This is a genomic window from Actinoallomurus oryzae (assembly GCF_039541955.1).
GTDB classification, from domain to species: domain Bacteria; phylum Actinomycetota; class Actinomycetes; order Streptosporangiales; family Streptosporangiaceae; genus Actinoallomurus; species Actinoallomurus oryzae.
This window is the reverse complement of record NZ_BAABHF010000019.1, coordinates 476,471-494,161: the sequence shown is the minus strand read 5'-3', so window position 1 is coordinate 494,161 and position 17,691 is coordinate 476,471. Positions and strand designations below refer to the sequence as shown.

Annotated in this window: 20 protein-coding genes; 19 read left to right on the top strand and 1 reads right to left on the bottom strand. The window is 71.2% G+C overall.

Translation table 11 applies throughout. The features are described from left to right. Positions 1 to 21: 21 nt before the first annotated feature. The 11 genes from ABEA10_RS16465 to ABEA10_RS16415 all read left to right on the top strand — a co-directional run bounded on the left by ABEA10_RS16465 (position 22) and on the right by ABEA10_RS16415 (position 7,985). Complete coding sequence (locus ABEA10_RS16465; RefSeq protein WP_345464369.1) at positions 22 to 792, top strand: CoA transferase subunit A; 771 nt, start codon at positions 22 to 24, stop codon at positions 790 to 792. A gap of 85 nt (positions 793 to 877) precedes the next feature. Beyond that, positions 878 to 1,525 carry a CoA transferase subunit B gene (locus ABEA10_RS16460; RefSeq protein ID WP_345464366.1) on the top strand — a complete coding sequence of 216 codons (648 nt, stop codon included), beginning with the start codon at positions 878 to 880 and terminating at the stop codon, positions 1,523 to 1,525. Positions 1,526 to 1,578: 53 nt separating this feature from the next. After that, positions 1,579 to 2,253 (top strand): protocatechuate 3,4-dioxygenase subunit beta, encoded by a 675-nt coding sequence (pcaH, locus tag ABEA10_RS16455; RefSeq protein ID WP_345464363.1) that lies wholly within the window; start codon positions 1,579 to 1,581, stop codon positions 2,251 to 2,253. Next, complete coding sequence (gene pcaG, locus ABEA10_RS16450; protein ID WP_345464360.1) at positions 2,250 to 2,774, top strand: protocatechuate 3,4-dioxygenase subunit alpha; 525 nt, start codon at positions 2,250 to 2,252, stop codon at positions 2,772 to 2,774. Before pcaH ends, pcaG begins: the two co-directional genes overlap by 4 nt. Beyond that, positions 2,764 to 4,005, top strand: coding sequence for a 3-carboxy-cis,cis-muconate cycloisomerase (gene pcaB, locus ABEA10_RS16445; RefSeq protein WP_345464357.1), 1,242 nt, complete (start codon positions 2,764 to 2,766; stop codon positions 4,003 to 4,005). Before pcaG ends, pcaB begins: the two co-directional genes overlap by 11 nt. Continuing rightward, on the top strand, positions 4,002 to 4,748 hold the full coding sequence (gene pcaD, locus ABEA10_RS16440; protein WP_345464354.1) for a 3-oxoadipate enol-lactonase: 747 nt from the start codon (positions 4,002 to 4,004) through the stop codon (positions 4,746 to 4,748). Before pcaB ends, pcaD begins: the two co-directional genes overlap by 4 nt. Continuing rightward, the gene (pcaC, locus tag ABEA10_RS16435; protein WP_345464351.1) at positions 4,745 to 5,122 is read left to right on the top strand and encodes a 4-carboxymuconolactone decarboxylase; all 378 of its coding nucleotides are present in this window, start codon (positions 4,745 to 4,747) and stop codon (positions 5,120 to 5,122) included. The genes pcaD and pcaC overlap by 4 nt, the downstream gene beginning before the upstream one ends. A gap of 124 nt (positions 5,123 to 5,246) precedes the next feature. Beyond that, positions 5,247 to 5,624, top strand: a complete 378-nt coding sequence (locus tag ABEA10_RS16430; protein ID WP_329238612.1) for a hypothetical protein — start codon at positions 5,247 to 5,249, stop codon at positions 5,622 to 5,624. A gap of 114 nt (positions 5,625 to 5,738) precedes the next feature. After that, positions 5,739 to 6,494 (top strand): IclR family transcriptional regulator, encoded by a 756-nt coding sequence (locus ABEA10_RS16425; protein ID WP_345464346.1) that lies wholly within the window; start codon positions 5,739 to 5,741, stop codon positions 6,492 to 6,494. 55 nt (positions 6,495 to 6,549) lie between these two features. Continuing rightward, a complete protein-coding gene (locus tag ABEA10_RS16420) occupies positions 6,550 to 7,185 on the top strand; it encodes a LysE family translocator (RefSeq protein ID WP_345464343.1) in 636 nt (211 codons plus the stop codon). Positions 7,186 to 7,250: 65 nt separating this feature from the next. Further along, positions 7,251 to 7,985: a DUF7873 family protein gene (locus tag ABEA10_RS16415; RefSeq protein WP_345464340.1), complete on the top strand. Its 735-nt coding sequence runs from the start codon at positions 7,251 to 7,253 to the stop codon at positions 7,983 to 7,985. A 449-nt stretch (positions 7,986 to 8,434) separates the two neighbouring features. On the opposite strand, the gene ABEA10_RS16410 is transcribed toward ABEA10_RS16415, so the two are convergent. Further along, positions 8,435 to 9,286, bottom strand: a complete 852-nt coding sequence (locus ABEA10_RS16410; protein WP_345464337.1) for a spermidine synthase — start codon at positions 9,284 to 9,286, stop codon at positions 8,435 to 8,437. Positions 9,287 to 9,436: 150 nt separating this feature from the next. Here ABEA10_RS16410 and ABEA10_RS16405 point away from each other — a divergent pair, with 150 nt between their 5' ends. From ABEA10_RS16405 to ABEA10_RS16370, 8 genes are all read left to right on the top strand, one after another. Next, positions 9,437 to 11,788: an MFS transporter gene (locus tag ABEA10_RS16405; protein ID WP_345464334.1), complete on the top strand. Its 2,352-nt coding sequence runs from the start codon at positions 9,437 to 9,439 to the stop codon at positions 11,786 to 11,788. Next, positions 11,785 to 12,252, top strand: coding sequence for a MarR family winged helix-turn-helix transcriptional regulator (locus ABEA10_RS16400; RefSeq protein WP_345464331.1), 468 nt, complete (start codon positions 11,785 to 11,787; stop codon positions 12,250 to 12,252). Before ABEA10_RS16405 ends, ABEA10_RS16400 begins: the two co-directional genes overlap by 4 nt. A 25-nt stretch (positions 12,253 to 12,277) precedes the next feature. Further along, a complete protein-coding gene (locus tag ABEA10_RS16395) occupies positions 12,278 to 13,054 on the top strand; it encodes a carboxypeptidase-like regulatory domain-containing protein (RefSeq protein WP_329238587.1) in 777 nt (258 codons plus the stop codon). A 14-nt stretch (positions 13,055 to 13,068) separates the two neighbouring features. Then, entirely contained in the window at positions 13,069 to 13,869 is an 801-nt protein-coding gene (locus ABEA10_RS16390) for a YceI family protein (RefSeq protein ID WP_345464324.1), read from the top strand. Between the two features lie 67 nt (positions 13,870 to 13,936). Beyond that, positions 13,937 to 14,296: a hypothetical protein gene (locus tag ABEA10_RS16385; protein WP_345464321.1), complete on the top strand. Its 360-nt coding sequence runs from the start codon at positions 13,937 to 13,939 to the stop codon at positions 14,294 to 14,296. Further along, complete coding sequence (locus ABEA10_RS16380; RefSeq protein ID WP_345464318.1) at positions 14,289 to 14,729, top strand: hypothetical protein; 441 nt, start codon at positions 14,289 to 14,291, stop codon at positions 14,727 to 14,729. The genes ABEA10_RS16385 and ABEA10_RS16380 overlap by 8 nt, the downstream gene beginning before the upstream one ends. A 450-nt stretch (positions 14,730 to 15,179) precedes the next feature. After that, entirely contained in the window at positions 15,180 to 15,752 is a 573-nt protein-coding gene (locus ABEA10_RS16375) for an ABC transporter ATP-binding protein (RefSeq protein ID WP_345464315.1), read from the top strand. 5 nt (positions 15,753 to 15,757) lie between these two features. Beyond that, on the top strand, positions 15,758 to 17,596 hold the full coding sequence (locus ABEA10_RS16370; RefSeq protein ID WP_345464312.1) for an FtsX-like permease family protein: 1,839 nt from the start codon (positions 15,758 to 15,760) through the stop codon (positions 17,594 to 17,596). Positions 17,597 to 17,691 lie beyond the last annotated feature (95 nt).

Here is a 17,691-nt window from a genome sequence, read left to right as displayed (position 1 = left end):
CGGCTTGGCAGGGTGGTGGGCATGGACAAGGTGATCTCCTCGGCGGCGGAGGCGGTCGCGGACATCGGCGACGGCGCGTCGATCGCGGTCGGCGGGTTCGGGCTGTGCGGCGTGCCGCTCACCCTGATCGAGGCGGTGTACGCCACGGGCGCCGCGGAGCTGTCGATCGTCTCGAACAACTGCGGGACCATCGGCCTCGGCCTCGGACGCCTCCTCGACGCCGGCCGCATCACCCGCGCGCGCGGGTCGTACGTCGGGGAGAACAAGGAGCTCGCCCGCCGCTACCTCGGCGGGGAGATCGAGCTGGAGCTGATGCCGCAGGGAACGCTGTCGGAGAAGCTGCGCGCGGGCGGCTGCGGCATCCCCGCCTTCTACACCCCGGCCGGCGTCGGCACGATGGTCGCCGAGGGCGGGCTGCCCTGGCGGTACGGCCCGGACGGCGAGGTCGCGGTCGCCTCACCGCCCAAGGAGGTCCGCGAGTTCGCCGGCCGGGAGTACGTCCTGGAGGAGAGCATCACCACCGACTTCGCGCTGGTCCGCGCCGCTCGCGGTGACCGGCACGGCAACCTGGTCTTCCACCGCTCCACGCGTAACTTCAACCCCCTGTGCGCGATGGCCGCGCGCACCGCGGTCGCCGAGGTCGAGGAGCTCGTCGACGCCCTCGACCCGGACGAGGTCCACCTGCCCGGCATCTTCGTCCAGCGCGTCGTCGCCCTCACCCCGGAGCAGGCCGCCGACAAGCCCATCGAGAAGCGGACGGTGACGCGAGTGAGGGGGGCGAACGACCAGTGAGCCGGAGTGAGTCCGCCGTAGCGAGTGGAGTGGCCGGGCGAGGTACGAGTCCGGCCGCGGAGCGAGTGAGGGGGGCGAACGACCAGTGAGCTGGTCAAGAGAGCAGATCGCCGAGCGTGCGGCGAAGGAGCTGGCGGACGGGATGTACGTCAACCTGGGCATCGGGCTGCCGACGCTGATCCCCGGGTACCTGCCGGCCGGGGTCGACGTGGTGATCCATTCGGAGAACGGCGTGCTGGGCGTCGGCCCGTACCCGGCCGAGGACGAGGTCGACCCTGACCTGATCAACGCGGGCAAGGAGACCGTCACCGTACGGCCCGGGGCGTCCTACTTCGACTCCTCGCTGTCGTTCGGCATGATCCGCGGCGGACACGTGGACGTCGCGGTGCTCGGCGCGATGCAGGTCTCGGCCCGTGGCGACCTCGCCAACTGGGCGGTCCCCGGAAAGATGATCAAGGGCATGGGCGGCGCGATGGACCTCGTCCACGGCGTCCGCAAGCTGATCGTCGTCATGAGCCACACCGACCGGGACGGCAACCCCAAGATCGTCAAGGACTGCACCCTGCCGCTCACCGGCCGTGCCTGCGTCCAGCGGATCATCACGGACCTGGGCGTCATCGACGTCACCCCGGACGGGCTCGTCCTCGTCGAGACCGCGCCGGGGGTGAGCGAGCAGGAGATCCGTGAACGCACCGATCCGCCGCTCGCCGCCGCCCGCGCCGGCGGGTCATGACGGCGACACGACAACCGACGGCTTCCCGTCCCCGGACCGACGAAGGAGACTCCGTGAGCGATCCGCATCCTCCCTACCTCCACCCCGCGTACCAGAGCACCGCGCTGCGGGCGCCGTCGCAGCCGCTGATCATGCCCGCGTACGGGCCGGACGCCGTCGAGCTGTCCAGCCCGGTGTTCGGCCACGCCGAACTCGGCACCCTCGACAACGACCTCACCCGGCAACACCGCGGTGAGCCGCTGGGCGAACGCATCGTCGTCACCGGCCGCGTGCTCGACGCCTCCGGGCGCCCGGTGCCGAACACGCTGGTGGAGGTCTGGCAGGCCAACGCCGCCGGCCGCTACATCCACGCGCGCGACCAGCACCCGGCGCCGCTCGACCCCAACTTCACCGGCGCCGGCCGCTGCCTGACCGACGACGAGGGGCGGTACCGGTTCGTCACGATCAAGCCGGGCGCCTACCCCTGGCGGAACCACCACAACGCCTGGCGTCCCGCGCACATCCACTTCTCGGTGTTCGGCACCGCCTTCACCCAGCGGCTCGTCACGCAGATGTACTTCCCGGGCGACCCGCTGTTCGCCTTCGACCCGATCTTTGGCTCGATCGCGGACGAGAAGGCCAAGGAGCGCCTGATCTCCCGCCTCGACATGGACACGACCGTCCCGGAGTGGGCGCTGGGCTACCAGTGGGACATCGTCCTCGGCGCGACCCCGACGGAGGACTCATGACGACGCCTTCACAGACCGTCGGCCCGTTCTTCGGCTACGCCCTCCCGTACGGCGACGGCCCGCGCGTGGTGCCCGAGTGGCGCCCCGACGCCATCCGGATCCACGGCACCGTCTTCGACGGCGCGGGCGAGCCGCTGCCCGACGCCCTCCTGGAGATCTGGCAGGCCGGCCCCGACGGCGAGGTGCCGCGCGCGGTCGGCGCGCTGGCCCGCGACGGGCACGACTTCGCCGGCTTCGGCCGCTGCGGCACCGACGCCGCCGGCCACTACTGGTTCTCCACGCTGAAACCGGGCGGGCCCACCCCGTACATCGCCCTGCTCGTGTTCGCGCGCGGTCTGCTCAAGCCGGTCATCACCCGGATCTACTTCCCCGGTGAGCCGGGGAACGCCGGCGACCCGGTCCTGGCCGGGGTGCCGGCGGAGCGGCGCGACACGCTCGTCGCCGTTCGTGAGCACGACCGGTCCTACCGCTTCGACGTCCATCTCCAGGGCGGACAGGAGACCGTGTTCTTTGCCGTCTGACCTGCTCTCGCCGGTCGCCGCCGGCACCGCCGCGGAGAAGGCCACCTCCGGCGAGGCCTGGCTGCGCGCGCTGCTGGACGGCGAGGCGGCCCTCGCCCGCGCCCAGGCGCGCCTCGGCCTGGTCCCCGAGGGGGTCGCCGAGGCCATCCTCGCCGCGCACGTCGACCTGGACGACCTGGCCGTACGGGCGCGCGGCGCCGGCAACCCGGTCGTCCCGCTGGTCGCCGACCTGCGCGAGTCCGCCGGTGAGCACGTCCACCGTGGAGCGACGAGCCAGGACATCATGGACACCGCCGCCATGCTCGTCGCCGACCGTACGCGGCGGATCATCCTGGCCGACCTCGCGCGCACCGCCGACGCCCTGGCCGGGCTCGCCCGGGAGCACCGCGAGACGCCGATGGCCGGCCGCACGTTCGGGCAGCAGGCCGTGCCGACGACCTTCGGGCTGCGCGCGGCCGGCTGGCTGACCGCGGTCGCGCGGGCGCGCGAGGCGCTCGCGGACGTACGCCTGCCCGCGCAGCTCGGCGGCGCGGCCGGGACGATGGCGGCGTACGGCACCACCGAACTGCTGCCGGTGTTCGCCGAGGAGACCGGCCTGGCCGAGGCGGTCCTGCCCTGGCACACGCTCCGCGCGCCGGTCGCCGAGCTGGGCGCCGCGCTGGCCCTGGTCGCGGGCGCGCTCGGCAAGCTCGCGACCGACGTCGTCACGCTCGCCCAGACCGAGATCGGCGAGGTCGCCGAGCCGGCCGCGCCCGGGCGCGGTGGTTCGTCGGCCATGCCGCACAAGCGCAACCCGGTGCTCGCCACCATGATCCGCTCCGCCGCGCTGCGCGTGCCGGCGTACGCGCAGGTCCTGTTCGCCTCGCAGGCGGCGGCGCTGGAGCGGCCCGCGGGGGAGTGGCACGCCGAATGGCTGCCGCTGAACGACGCCCTGCGGCTGACCGGCGGCGCGGCCGAGACCGCGGCCGAGCTCGCCGGCGGGCTGGAGGTCTTCCCGGACCGGATGCGGGCGAACCTGCGCGACGAGCTGCTGTCCGAGCAGGTCGCCGCGACACTGGCCCGGGAGGTCGGCCGCGCCGAGGCCGACCGTGCGATCGCCGCGGCCCTGCGCGAGGGCCGCCCGCTGCGCGACCTGGTCCCCGGCGGGATCGACCCGGCCGGCGCCGTCGGCCCGGCGGCCGAACTCGTCGACCGCGCCCTCGCGACCTATACCGGGGAGACGGACTCATGACGCGGCTGCAGCACCGGTTCGACGGGCCGGACGACGCGCCCGTCCTCGTTCTCGGGCCGTCGCTCGGCACGACCATGGACCTGTGGGAGCCGCAGCTCGCCGCGCTGACCGAGGCCTGGCGTGTGCTCCGTTACGACCTGCCGGGCCACGGCGGCTCCGGCGTCATCCACGGCACGATCGGCGACTTCGCCACGGCGGTGACCGGCCTCCTCGACGCGCTCGGCCTGGAGAAGGTGGCCTACGGCGGCGTCTCGCTCGGCGGGGCGGTCGGCACCACTCTGGCCGTCGAGCACCCCGAGCGGATCACGAGCCTGGTGCTGTGCTGCACCTCGGCGCGCTTCGGCGACCCCGCCGCCTGGCACGAGCGGGCCGCGAAGGTGCGCGACGGCGGGCTGGAGCCGCTCGCGGACACCTTCCTCGGCCGGTGGTTCACGCCGGCGTACGCCGGGACCGCGGCCGCACGGGCGATGCTCGCGCACGTCGACGCGGAGGGCTACGCGGCCTGCTGTGAGGCGCTCGCCGCCTTCGACGCGCGCGACCGGCTCGGCGAGGTGAGCGCGCCGACACTGGTCGTCGCCGGGGCCGAGGACGTCGCCACGCCGCTGTCGCACGCCGAGGCGCTCGCCACGGGCATTCCCGGCGCGAGGCTGGTCGTCGTCCCGGGCGCCGCCCACCTCGCCAACCTCGAACGACCGGAGCCGGTGACACACGCGATGCTCCGCCATCTCGAAAGGACGCCATGAGTGACGGAATGACGGTGCGCCGTGAGGTGCTCGGCGACGCTCACGTGGACCGGGCCGAGGCGCGCAAGACCGAGTTCACCGCCGACTTCCAGGACTTCATCACCCGGTACGCCTGGGGGGAGATCTGGACCCGGCCGCTGCTGGACCGGCGCACCCGCAGCTGCATCACGCTGACCGCCCTGGTCGCGCGGGGCCACCTGGAGGAGCTGGCGATGCACGTACGCGCGGCGGTGCGCAACGGCCTCAGCGCCGACGAGATCAAGGAGGTGCTGCTGCAGACCGCGGTGTACTGCGGCGTGCCCGCCGCCAACGCCGCCTTCGCCGTCGCCCAGCGCGTCCTGCTCGAGGACGGCGTGATCACCGAAGGTGAGTGATCGATTTCCCTTCGCGCCTTTACTCCCCGTAATATCCCCGACGCACTCCGTACTCGCCGGGGTGTCTGACCGAGTCTCCGGAACCCCCCGGGAGACGCGACAGAGGGGAGATAGGGTCATGCTCATGGCCGAAGCCGAGCGCAAGATCCAGCAGCTCTACAACGACGTCAACGCCATCTACGGCATGCTGGACGACATCCGTAAGGCGCAGGGCGAACACGGCAAGAAGCTCACCGATCTCAGCCAGAGCCTGACGACGGTCAGGGCGACCCAGATGCGTCACGACAACCGTCTCAACGAGCTGGACGCCGGCATCGCGGGTCTTGGCGACCAGCTCAAGGAGATGCGCGTCACCCAGATGCGCCACGAAAACCGCTTCACCGAGATCGACCAGCGGTTCACCGAGATCGACCAGCGCTTCGACGCGCAGGACCAGCAGCTCGCGAGCCAGGATCGCAAGCTGGATCTGATCATGAAGGCGCTCGACATCAGCGCCAACTGATCCGCGTGACGGCGTCCCGTCCCACCGGTCCGGTCCGGTGCGGCGGGACGCCGCTTATGGTGGATGCCCGGGTCGGGAAGGCAGGGCATGGCGAGCGTGGGAACACCCCCCAGCGTGGCGGGCAAAGTGATGGCCATTCTGGAGGCGTTCGCGCCCGGTGGCGTACGGCTGACCCTCACCGAGATCTGCCGGCGCGCGAGCCTGCCCCTCGCCACCGGTCACCGGCTCGTCGGCGAGCTGACCGCCGGCGGGTTCCTCGAACGCCTGTCCGACGGCTCCTACCGCGTCGGCATGCACCTGTGGCGCATCGGCGCGCAGGCCTCGGCCGCGACCGCGCTGCGCGAGCTGGCACTGCCGCACATGGAGGACCTGTACGAGGCCACCCACGAGAACGTCCAGCTCGCCGTGCTCAACGAGCACAAGGCCCTCTACCTCGAACGCCTGCGCGGCCCCCGGTCGGTGCCCATCGTGACCCGGGTGGCCGCCGAGCTTCCGCTGCACGCGACCGGCGTCGGCCGGGTGCTGCTCGCCTTCTCCTCGGATGAGTTCGTCGACGGCGTGCTCGCCGAGGGCCTGTCTCCGCACACGCCGCACACGATCACCGACCCCGACCGGCTGCGGGCCTGCCTGGCCGACGTCCGCCGGGTCGGCTACGCGGTGACCAGCGAGGAGATGACCCTCAACTCCTATTCGGTGGCGGCACCCGTGCGCGACGCCCGCGGCGGCGTGCTGGCCGCGATGTCGCTGGTCACCCGCAGGCAGGGCGCCGACCTGCGCAGGCTCGTGCCGGCCGTGCTCACGGCCACCCGGGCGCTGTCGCGCGACGTCATCGCCCACGGAGGTTCGACCGAGTGGCGCGACCTGGCCTGACGACCGTGAGACGGCCGTGTTGTGCGGCGGCCGGCGCACATCTACCGTCAGGTCGGTGATCTCTTTCTCCCAGGCGCTGTCCTTCGGCCTCGCCGCCCTGATCATCATCGTGATCCCCGGCCCGAGCGTGCTGTTCGTCGTGGGCCGGGCCCTGGCGTACGGCCGTCGCACCGCGCTGGTCTCGGTCATCGGCAACGAACTGGGCGCACTCGTCGTGGCCGGTGCGGTCGCGCTCGGCGTCGGCGCGGTGGTCGAGCGCTCCGTGGTCCTGTTCACCGCGGTCAAGCTGTGCGGCGCCGCGTACCTCGTCTTCCTCGGCGCTCGCGCGCTGCTGCGCGGGCGCGGCCACGTCGACGTGCGCACCGACCCGTACGATCGCGGCGGCCTGCGGGCATGCCTCGACGGGTTTCTCGTCGGCGTCGGCAACCCCAAGACCGTGGTGTTCTTCGCCGCGGTGCTGCCGCAGTTCGTCGACCGCGAGCGCGGCGCCGTGCCCCTCCAGATGTTCACGCTGGGGCTCATCTTCGTCCTCGTCGCGCTGGTCTGCGACTCGGTCTGGAGCCTGGCGGCCGGCTCGACGCGCGCCTGGTTCGGGCGCTCGCCGCGACGCCTCCGGCTCATCGGGGGAGCGGGCGGCCTCGCCATGATCGGTCTGGGACTCGGCATCGCCGTTACGGGCCGCAAGGACTGATCTTTAATAGGCTGCGCCGGCGCCATTCGCGCGATAGCTTTCTTTTGCTCGAAAAAGGGGGCAAAGTGGCGAAGCTCAATCAGATCATTGCCGTGGAAAAGGGCGTCAAGAGCGGTGCCCTCCGGGACCTGACCGACGCACACCACGGCCTGCAGAAGCCGGCGCTGCTGGCCGGTATCTCGCGGGTGTACCGGCCGAAGGACGAAGAGGGCGAGCAGCTTCCGCCGGAGTCCACGCGAGTCCAGGTCAAGGCGGATGAGGTCATCCGGCGCACCGCGGAGGTCATGACGCGCCTGTTCGACGTCACCGCGACCAAGGACTGGGCGAACTGCACCGCCAAGGCCGACATCACGGTCGACGGACGCACTCTGCTGCGCGACGTCCCGGTGTCGTACCTGCTCTTCCTGGAGAAGCAGCTCACCGATCTGCACACCTTCGTCAAGAAGCTGCCGGTGCTGGACGCGGCCGAGTCGTGGTCCTTCGACGAGTCGGCCGACTGCTGGAAGACCGAGCCGGTGCGCACCAACCGTACGAAGAAGGTGCCGCGCAACCACGTCAAGGCCGAGGCGACCGACAAGCACCCGGCACAGGTCGAGGTGTACTACGAGGACGTCACGGTCGGCCACTGGACGACGACGAAGTTCTCCGGCGCGCTGCCCGCCCGGCGGATCAACGAGCTGGTCGACCGGGTGGAGCGGCTTCAGCGGGCGGTGAAGTTCGCCCGCGAGGAGGCCAACGGAGCCGAGGTCACCGACCAGCGCACCGGTGACGTCATTTTCGGCTACCTGTTCGAGGGGTAGTCTCAAGGACTCCCCCGCCCCGTGCGGGGGATGCGTGAGGAGCGCAAGCTGAAACTGAAGCTCAGTTTGAACGCGGCGAGAAAAGTGGGGGTTCGAATCCCCCTCCCGGCACCACACGCCGGGATGGCCCAATGGCAGAGGCGCATCAGCCGCTCAGACTCAGGTTCTCGCTCCAGATTCAGCATTCGCCGCTCAACACCGGATCGACCGAGTGCGGACGGCACTCGCCGAGGTGCCGGTTCGAGGCCGGCATGCCGCTCCACGTGCGGCGTTAGCTCAATTGGTAGAGCACGGCGACTTCAGGACTGATCCGCTCTCTTAAACGTGCCGGTGTGTGCAAGCGGGCGGCACACCGGGGTCCGGGGGATGGACAACGCCCCCGGACCCCACCTCGCGAAGGTCTACACCGAGGAAGGCCAGATCACGAACGGGGCCTGGAAGATCGTCGGTCACGACGAGAAGACGCCCTCCGGCGGAGGCGGTGACGGGCGGGCCGTCGCGTCGGTGACCGGGGCCGCGCCCGAGGCGAACCTCATCAGGTCCTCCCCGTACACCACCCGGCCCGGGAACGGGTCGCCGGCGGCCCGGCGGGTCAGGTCGGCCACCGGCGGCCCCGTACGGCCGGCCACCAGGACGAGGTTGCCGAACCGGCGGCCTCGCAGCACCGCCGGATCGGCGACGAGACACACCTCGGGCAGGACTTCGCGCAGCGTCGCCACCTGGGCGCGGGCGAAGGACAGCGGCGCGCCGTCGGCCAGGTTGGCGGCGTAGAACCCGCCCGGGCGCAGCGTGCGCGCGGCGGCGGTGTGGAACTCCACCGACGTCAGGTGCGCGGGCTGCCGTCCCGCGGCGTAGACGTCCGCCACGATGAGGTCGAAGGCGTCCTCGGGCGCGCGGGCCAGGACGGCGCGCGCGTCGCCGACGCGGATCCGGATCCGCGCGCCGCGGTCGAGGGGGAGCCGCCGCCGTACGAGGTCGACCAGGGCGGCGTCGATCTCCACGACCTGCTGGGTGGACCGCGGCCGGGTGGCCGCGACGTAGCGCGCGAGCGTCAGTCCGCCGCCGCCGAGGTGCAGCACGCGCAGCGGCCGTCCTCGCGGGGCGATCAGGTCGACGACGTGGCCCAGCCGCCGGACGTACTCGAAGTCCAGATACTCCGGATCGTCCAGGTCGACGTGCGACTGGGGCGTGCCGTTGACCTCGAGCGTCCACGAGCGCGGCCGGTCGGGATCCGGCACGAGCGCGGCCACGCCCGAGTCGATCTTCTCCTCGACCGGTACCGGCCGTTGTCGGTGGGCCATCTGTCCAGTATCGAGCACGAACAGGCTGGTGGGTGAGTCGTCACACTCCGGAGGGGATTGAGAGCAGTGAGCGTTGGCGTATAGTTAGTTAGTACTAAGCAACCTTTGTTGCGAAATGATTACGAGCAGACACAGGAGCTCAGAGCCCTTATGACAGCGCCCGCCCAGACGCACAGACGTGCGGAACAGGCACGGCCCCTCGGACCGCACTACAAGTGGATCGCCCTCTCGAACACCACGCTCGGCGTGCTGATGGTGACGATCAACCAGTCGATCGTCCTCATCGCGCTCCCGAATATTTTCGATGGAATCGGGCTCAATCCCCTCGATTCCGGCAACACGAGTTACCTGCTGTGGATGATGATGGGCTTCATGGTCGTCACCGCCGTTCTGGTGGTGGCGTTCGGCAAGCTCGGCGACATGTTCGGCAGGGTCCGCATGTACAACCTCGGCTTCGCGGTGTTCACGGCCTGTTCCATCCTGCTGTCGGTGTGCTGGATGCACGGGGCGACCGCGGCGCTGTGGCTGATCGGCTGGCGTATCGCCCAGGGCATCGGCGGCGCCTTGCTGTTCGCGAACTCCACAGCGATCATCACCGACGCGTTCCCCGCCGCGCGACGCGGTACCGCGTTGGGCATCAACTCCATCGCGGCGATCGCCGGATCGTTCATCGGCCTGATCCTCGGCGGCGTCCTCGGCCCGGTGAACTGGCACTGGGTCTTCCTCGTGTCCGTCCCGGTCGGCCTCTTCGGCACGTTCTGGGCGTTCATCAAGCTGCACGACACCGGCATCCGCCGGAAGACCAAGATCGACTGGTGGGGCAACCTCACCTTCGCGATCGGCCTCATCGCCGTGCTCGTCGGCATCACGTACGGCCTCCAGCCGTACGGCGGCCACACCATGGGCTGGACCAACCCCTGGGTGCTCGGCGCCATGATCGGCGGCGTCGTCGTCCTCATCGCCTTCCTGATCATCGAGAGCAAGATCAAAGAACCGCTCTTCAATCTGTCGCTCTTCCGCAACCGCACCTTCGCCGCCGGCAACCTCGCCAACCTGCTGATGGCGCTCGGCCGTGGTGGTCTGCAGTTCATGCTGATCATCTGGCTGCAGGGCATCTGGCTGCCGCAGCACGGGTACAGCTTCGAGGACACGCCGCTCTGGGCGGGCATCTACATGATCCCGCTGACCGTCGGCTTCCTGTTCTCCGCGCCGCTGTCGGGCATCCTGGGCGACAAGCTCGGCCACCGCTACTTCACCGTCGGCGGCACGCTCATCACCGGGCTGAGCTTCCTGCTCATGCTCATCATCCCGGTGAACTTCTCCTACCCGGTCTTCGCCCTGCTGCTGGTCATCAACGGCATCGGCTCCGGCATGTTCTCCTCGCCGAACCGCGCGGAGATCATGAACTCGGTCCCGGCGGACCAGCGCGGCGTCGGCGCCGGCATGAACGCCACCTTCATGAACGCCTCGTCCGTGCTGTCCATCGGCATCTTCTTCAGCCTGATGGTGGTCGGCCTGGCGGCGAAGCTGCCGAACACCATGTACAGCGGTCTGGTCTCGCAGGGCATCCAGCCGCAGTCGGCGCAGACGATCGCGCACCTGCCGCCGATCGCGGTGCTGTTCGCCGCGTTCCTGGGCTACAACCCGATGCAGCAGCTGCTCGGGCCCGAGCTGGGTCACCTGAAGGACCACGGCGCCTACCTGACCGGCCGCAGCTACTTCCCGCACCTGATCACCACGCCGTTCCACCAGGGCCTGGTCATCGCGTTCGCGTTCGCCATCGCCGCCTGCGTGATCGCCGCGTTCGCGTCGCTGCTGACCAAGCGTGCCAAGAAGCAGGCCCAGCACGAGTCCGTCGGTTCGGAGCTGGCCGGTGTGGCCGGTGAGGCCGGCAGCGGCATGAGCGAGCTGAACGTCCCGCAGATGGTGCCCAACGGCTCGGGCCCGTCTCCCCGGGAGTCCTTCGTCCACGAGGGCACCGGAGATCCCGGGGCGCACGGCGTACGAGGCCTGGTCCACGACGGCGCCGGCAACCCGGTGGCGTTCGCGGCGATCACCATCGCCGGCCCGGACGGGCACCAGCTCGGGCGCACCAACACCGGTCCCGACGGCCGGTACGCCTTCCAGGCTCCTCCGGGCGACTACCTCGTGATCACGAGCGCGCCCGGGTGGGTGCCGCAGGCGGCGACGGTGCTGGTCGGCGCGTCCGGCGCGGTCCAGGACTTCGCCCTCGACGGTGACGCGTCCGGCCCGACCGGGGAGATGCGCGGCGTCGTCCGCTCGCCCGAAGGCAACCCGCTCGGCGGCATCACGACCACGGTCACCGACGAGACCGGCGAGGTCATCGCGACCACGACCACCGGCCACGACGGGACGTACCACCTCACCGGTCTGGCGGACGGACACTACACCGTCGTCGCGGCGGGGCACCGGCCCGCCACGGTCGCGGTGCGCATCGACTCCGGCGAGCCCGCCACGGTACGCGTGGCGCTGGGCGAATGACCACGGGGCCGGCGAAGCAGGCGGCGGAGCCCGCCGCGACGGCGGGGTCCGCCGCGACGGCGGGGCGGCTCAGGCTCGCGATGGTGAGCCTGAACCGCAAGCTTCGCAAGGACTGGCCCGACGACCTGACACCGAGCCGGCTGTCGGCGCTGGCCACCGTCGCGGCCGGTGCGCCGCTGTCGGTGGGGGAGCTCGCCAAGCGGATGGCCGTCAGCACGCCCACCGTGTCGCACATCGTCGATGCGCTGGACAAGCTCGGCCTCATCGACCGGCTGCAGGACCCGAACGACCGGCGCGTCTGCCGGCTCACCGCCAGTGAGGCCGGGACCGAGCTGCTGGAGGAGGTGAGCAGGCGCACCACCGGAAGACTCGCCGAACGCATCCACCAGCTGCCGCCCGCTCAGCGGTCTGCGCTGGAGGCCGCCCTACCCGCCCTCGAGGCCCTCGCGGCGGCCCCTGAATAGCCATTAATCGGAGGAAGAAACACTCATGGTTGAGAACGCGGCGCTACGGGAGACGCTCACCGTCTTCGGCACCGTCCGGCGCACCGAGGGCCCGCCGGTCTCGGGGGCGGTCGTGACGCTGGCCGACATGGCGGGGCGCAAGATCGGTTCGGCGTACACCGGGCCGGACGGGGAGTACCGCCTCAGCGTCAGCAACGGCGGCACGTACCTCATCATCGCCTCGGCACCGGGGCACGAGCCGATCGCCTCGCTCGTCGCCGTCGGAGACGACACCGTCCGCCACGACATGACCGTCGCCGGCGTCGGCGGGCTGACCGGCAACGTGCGGATCGCCGGCAGCGGCACGCCCGTGCGGGGCGCCACCATCACCGTCACCGACGTGCAGGGGGAGGTCGTCGGCACCGCGCGTACGGGCGAGGAGGGCGGCTTCTCCTTCATCAGCCTGCCCGAGGGCATGTACACCCTGGTCGTGTCCGCGCCGTCCCACCAGCCGGCCGCCGCAGCCGTCACCATCCGCCAGGGCACCCAGGCGCGCCAGGACCTGGTGCTCGCCGCCCGCGGTTCGCTGCACGGCGAGGTCTGGAGTCACGACAGACCGTACGAGAACGCACGAGTCACGCTGATGAACGAGGATGGGAAGATCGTCGCGACCACGATGAGCGACGCGAACGGTTCGTTCTCCTTCGGCGACCTCGCGCTGGGGAACTACACGCTCGTCGCCGCCGGACATGGTCCGGCCGCCGTGTCCGTCCAGGTCAAGGACGGCCAGGCCGCCGACGCCGACATCACCCTGACCGCCTGAAAGGGGCCCCTCTCGTGAATCCCTCAGTCACGGCCCGGGTGCTCGCCCCCGGAGGCTGGCCGGTCGAGCACGCGGTCCTCACCCTCACCGACGCGGCGGGCCGGCAGGTCGGCCGTACGACGGTGGACTCGGCCGGACGCGCCGCCATCGCGCAGGTGTCGCCGGGCGCGTACACGCTCATCATCTCCGCGCCCGGCCACCAGCCGATCGCGCGCAGCGCGGTCGTCGGCGCCGGCGGGCTCGATCTGGGCGAGATCCAGCTCACCACCACCGGCGATCTCCAGCTGCCCGAGCCGGGCGTCTGGGACGTCGACCCGGTGCACTCCTCGGTCCACTTCCGCGCCCGGCACCTCGGGCTGGCGAGCGTGCGCGGCCGTATCGCCGAGTTCAGCGGCGCGGCGACCATCACCGAGCCGGCGGAGAACTCCGTCGTCGAGGTCACGCTCAAGGCCGACAGCGTCGACACCGGCAACGCGGATCGCGACACGCACCTGCGCAGCAAGGACTTCCTGCACACGGAGGCGTTTCCCGAGATCGGGTTCCGGAGCAAGGGCCTGCGCCCGCAGGGCCAGGACCGCTGGGCGATGGACAGCGAGCTGACCATCCGCGGCGTGACCCGCCAGGTCGTACTCGACCTGACCTACCTCGGCGTCGGACCGGACCCGTGGGGCGGCACGCGTGCGGCCTTCCACGCGGTGACCGAGCTGCGGCGCGAGGACTTCGCGATCGACTGGAACCAGGCGGTGCGCGTCGGCATCGGCGTGATCGGCGGCATCCTCCAGGTCGAGCTCGACGTCGAGTTGGTACGTCGCTGAGCCCTTCTACTACGATGCGTAGTACTGTCTCGTCCCGTAATGGTCGGGTCGAGGGGAAGGCTGACGCGTGGTCGACACGCTGGCGGTGACACTGATCGTCGGCATGCTGGTCCTCGCCGGGCTGAGCCTGGTGATGACGGCGCTGGACCGCCGGGTCGGCAGGCTCCTGCTGGCCGCGGCGGTCCTCGGCGAGGCCGGGCTGCTCGTGCAGGTGGTGTGGGCGATCGTCCGCCTCGCCGGGGGAGCGCGCCCGGACGGCGGGATGGCGATCTTCATCGGCTACCTCGCCGGCTCGCTGGTCATCCTGCCCATCGCCGCCGCGTGGGGGCTGGCGGAGCGCACCCGGTGGGGACCGGCCGTCGTGGCGGCCGGCTTCCTGGTGTCGGCCGTGCTCATCGTCCGAATGCAGCAGGTGTGGCATGGCTGAGAAGACCCGGACGGCGGCCGAAGACCGGGCCGTCCGCCGCAGCGGCCCCGGCCGCGTGCTGATCGCCGTCTACGGGGTGTTCGCCCTCGCCGCCGGGGCGCGGGCCGGCGTGCAGATCGGCACCAAGTTCCACGAGGCGCCGGTGGCGTACGTGCTGTCGGCGTTCGCCGCGGTGGTCTACATCGTGGCGACGGTGACGCTGGCGCGGTCCGGCCGCACGTCCCACCGCATCGCGGTCACCTCGTGCTCGATCGAGCTGATCGGCGTGATCGCGATCGGCACTTACAGCCTCACCGACAAGGCCGCCTTCCCGGACGCGACCGTGTGGTCGGGCTACGGCAGCGGGTACGGCTACGTGCCGCTCGTGCTGCCGATGCTCGGCCTGCTGTGGCTGTGGCGCACCCGCCGCCCGGCACCCGCCGCGGACTCCTGAGCGACCTCAGGGCGTCTCGGCGGTATCGGTCATGAGCCAGTCGCCGGGCGGCTCCGCCCGTACCCTGTCGAGCGCCTCGCTCGTCGTTCGCTGATCGTCGCGGGCGATCAGGTCCTGCCCGGCGAACCGGCGGATCGCGGGGGTCGTCTGCGACGTCGGATGTTCCGGCCTGAGCAGGCGTGCGCAGCCCCCGTTCCAGGGGAGCGGCCTGGCCCTTCTCGAGTTTCCCGGTCGGCGTCGAAGACGTCCGTCATGCCACGAAACGTCATTGATTCCCTTCTGCGGTCGCCGGGGGTGTCTCTCTCAAGGCGACTCGATTGACAGCTCGCAGAGCTAACCGTTATCTATAAGGCTAACGGTTAGATAAGGGAGATCGTGCCGCGGCTTCAGGCGGACCTGCGCCGGCTCGGGGGCATGCGAGAAGAACCGGACCCACCGAAGGAGTGGATCGTGAGCAGTGCCACCGGTACACCGGTGCTTCGCGCCCGCGGGTTGCGGAAGGAGTACGGCAAGGGGGACGGCATGGTGCGCGCCGTCGACGATGTCGATCTCGACATCGCCGCGGGAGAGACGGTGGCGATCATGGAGCCCAGCGGCTGCGGGAAGTCCACGCTGCTCCACCTGCTCGGCGGGCTCGACCGGCCCACGAGCGGCGAGGTGAAGCTCAACGGCCGGTGCATCGACGACATCGGTGAGAAGGCTCTGGCCCGCATGCGACGGACCGACGTCAGCTACATCTTCCAGTCCTTCCATCTGATGGAGGAGCTCACCGCCGTGAAGAACGTCGAGCTGTCGGCGCTGCCGGCCGGCAGTCTGGACAGCGCCGCCACCCTGGACGTCCTCCAGCTCTTCGAGACGCTGCACGAGTCCGGGCAGACGCTTGCCATCGTCACCCACGACAGCCGGATCGCGGCCACCGCGGACCGGCTGATCTCGATGCGCGACGGCGCGTTCGTGGACGAGACGAGGCTGACCGGCGGCACCACCGGGCGACTCGGCACTTTCGCCGGGCTGGAGGACTGAACGCGATGGGCCGCATTCTGCTCGTGAGCCGCCTCGCCGTACGCGACCTACGGCGGCGCCGCACCGAGGCCGTGCTGTTGCTGCTCGCCATCATGGCGGCCACCACGACGCTGACGCTCGCACTCGTCCTGCGCGACGCGGCCAGCGACCCGTACCAGAGCACCCGCGAAGCGACCAACGGTCCCGACGTGGTCGCCGGCGTTCAGTCCGCCGGGCTCGACCGCCTCGAGAAATTGGCGAGCAAGCCCGATGTCACCGACCACAGCGGGCCGTACCCGGTCACCGCGGCGAAACTGCGGACCTCCGGCAAGACGTCGGACGTGCAGGCCGTGGGCCGCGACGCCGCGTCCGCGTCGGTCGACCAGCCCAAGGTGATCCAGGGCGGCTGGGTCGGCGACGGCGGCGTCGTGGTCGAGGCCGCGTTCGCCGACGCGGTCGACGTGCACGTCGGCGACACGGTCGGTTTGGGAGGCAGGTCGTTCAAGGTCGTCGGCGTCGCGGTCACCGCCGCCATGCCGCCCTATCCGGGGTCGTCCTGCATCGTCGCCTCCGGTTGCGTGAACGGAGCGGTCCCCGACGACGGCGATGTGCCGGCGGGACTGCTGCACAACCCCGGGCTGGTCTGGCTCACCAAGGCCGACGTCCGGAGCCTCGCATCCGACCCGGCCTCTCTGGCCTATGTGGCGAACCTGAAACTCGCCGATCCGGCCCAGGCCCAGGCGTTCGTCGACGGCAACCAGGGTGACCGCGGTCGTCCCCTGCCCATGTGGAGCTGGCGGGACATCCGGGGCGACGCCACCGAACTGGCCCGAGACTCGCAGATTCTGCTGCTGCTCGGCGCCTGGCTGCTCGCGCTGCTCGCCGCGGCGAGCCTCTCAGTGCTGGTCGGCGGACGGATGGCCGATCAGACCAGACGTGTCGGGCTGCTGAAGGCCGTCGGCGGCACCCCGAGCCTGGTCGCCGCGGTGCTGCTCGCCGAATACGTCCTCGTGGCCATCGTCGCGGCCGCGGCCGGATTGACGATCGGCTCGCTGACCGCGCCGCTGCTCGCCGGGTCGAGTGCCGGCCTCGTCGGCAGCGCGGGCACGCCGTCGCTGACCGCGTCCACGGCCGGTGTGGTGCTCGGCGTGGCACTCGTCGTCGCGGTCGTCGCGACCGCCGTCCCCGCCGTACGGGCGGCGCGCACCAGCACCGTCAAGGCGCTGGCCGACGCGCCGCGCCAGCCCCGCCGCCTGGGATGGCTGATCGCGCTGTCGGCACGGCTGCCCGTGCCGCTGCTGCTCGCCCTGCGGGTCACCGGCCGCCGGCCGCGGCGCGCCGCGCTGGCCGTCGTCAGCATCGCGATCACCGTCAGCGGCATCTACGTCCTGCTGATCCTCAACGCCTTCCTCGCGACCCAGCCGGGGAAGGGCGGATACGACGAAGCCCAGGTCGGCACGTTGCGTCACGTGCTGCTCGTCTGGTCGATCATTCTGCTCTGCCTCGCGGCGATCAACGCCATCGTCATCACCTGGGCGACGGTGCTCGACAACCGGCATTCGTCGGCGCTGACGCGTGCGCTGGGCGCGACCCCCGGTGAGGTGACGACGGCGCTGGCGGCCGCGCAGGTGCTGCCCGCGCTCGTCGGCGCCGTCCTGGGCGTCTTCCCGGGCGGCCTCGCGTTGTTCGGGGCCATCAACGCCATCACCGGCGGTGACGGTTCCAGGGCCACGTCCCCCTCGCTGTGGCAGGTGCTCGTCCTGGTGGCGGCGACGATGATCACGGTGGCGGTGCTCACCGCCGTTCCGGCCCGTCTCGGCGGCCGCCGTTCGGTGGCCGACGATCTGCGGGCCGAACCCGCATGACCCGGGCAGGGCGCCGGAGAGCCGGTCACCGAGTCGGCGATCTCCCGTGAGGCCGCCGGCGTCCCGAGCCGACGCCGGCGCCCTCGCCCGGCAGG

What these genes read in the sequence shown, in the direction of transcription:
- ABEA10_RS16465 (WP_345464369.1), top strand. Translation starts at nt 22, where the DNA reads ATGGACAAGGTGATCTCCTCGGCGGCGGAGGCGGTCGCGGACATCGGC.
- pcaG (WP_345464360.1), top strand. Translation starts at nt 2,250, where the DNA reads ATGACGACGCCTTCACAGACCGTCGGCCCGTTCTTCGGCTACGCCCTC.
- pcaD (WP_345464354.1), top strand. Translation starts at nt 4,002, where the DNA reads ATGACGCGGCTGCAGCACCGGTTCGACGGGCCGGACGACGCGCCCGTC.
- pcaC (WP_345464351.1), top strand. Translation starts at nt 4,745, where the DNA reads ATGAGTGACGGAATGACGGTGCGCCGTGAGGTGCTCGGCGACGCTCAC.
- ABEA10_RS16430 (WP_329238612.1), top strand. Translation starts at nt 5,247, where the DNA reads ATGGCCGAAGCCGAGCGCAAGATCCAGCAGCTCTACAACGACGTCAAC.
- ABEA10_RS16410 (WP_345464337.1), bottom strand. Translation starts at nt 9,286, where the DNA reads ATGGCCCACCGACAACGGCCGGTACCGGTCGAGGAGAAGATCGACTCG.
- ABEA10_RS16405 (WP_345464334.1), top strand. Translation starts at nt 9,437, where the DNA reads ATGACAGCGCCCGCCCAGACGCACAGACGTGCGGAACAGGCACGGCCC.
- ABEA10_RS16400 (WP_345464331.1), top strand. Translation starts at nt 11,785, where the DNA reads ATGACCACGGGGCCGGCGAAGCAGGCGGCGGAGCCCGCCGCGACGGCG.
- ABEA10_RS16395 (WP_329238587.1), top strand. Translation starts at nt 12,278, where the DNA reads ATGGTTGAGAACGCGGCGCTACGGGAGACGCTCACCGTCTTCGGCACC.
- ABEA10_RS16380 (WP_345464318.1), top strand. Translation starts at nt 14,289, where the DNA reads ATGGCTGAGAAGACCCGGACGGCGGCCGAAGACCGGGCCGTCCGCCGC.
- ABEA10_RS16370 (WP_345464312.1), top strand. Translation starts at nt 15,758, where the DNA reads ATGGGCCGCATTCTGCTCGTGAGCCGCCTCGCCGTACGCGACCTACGG.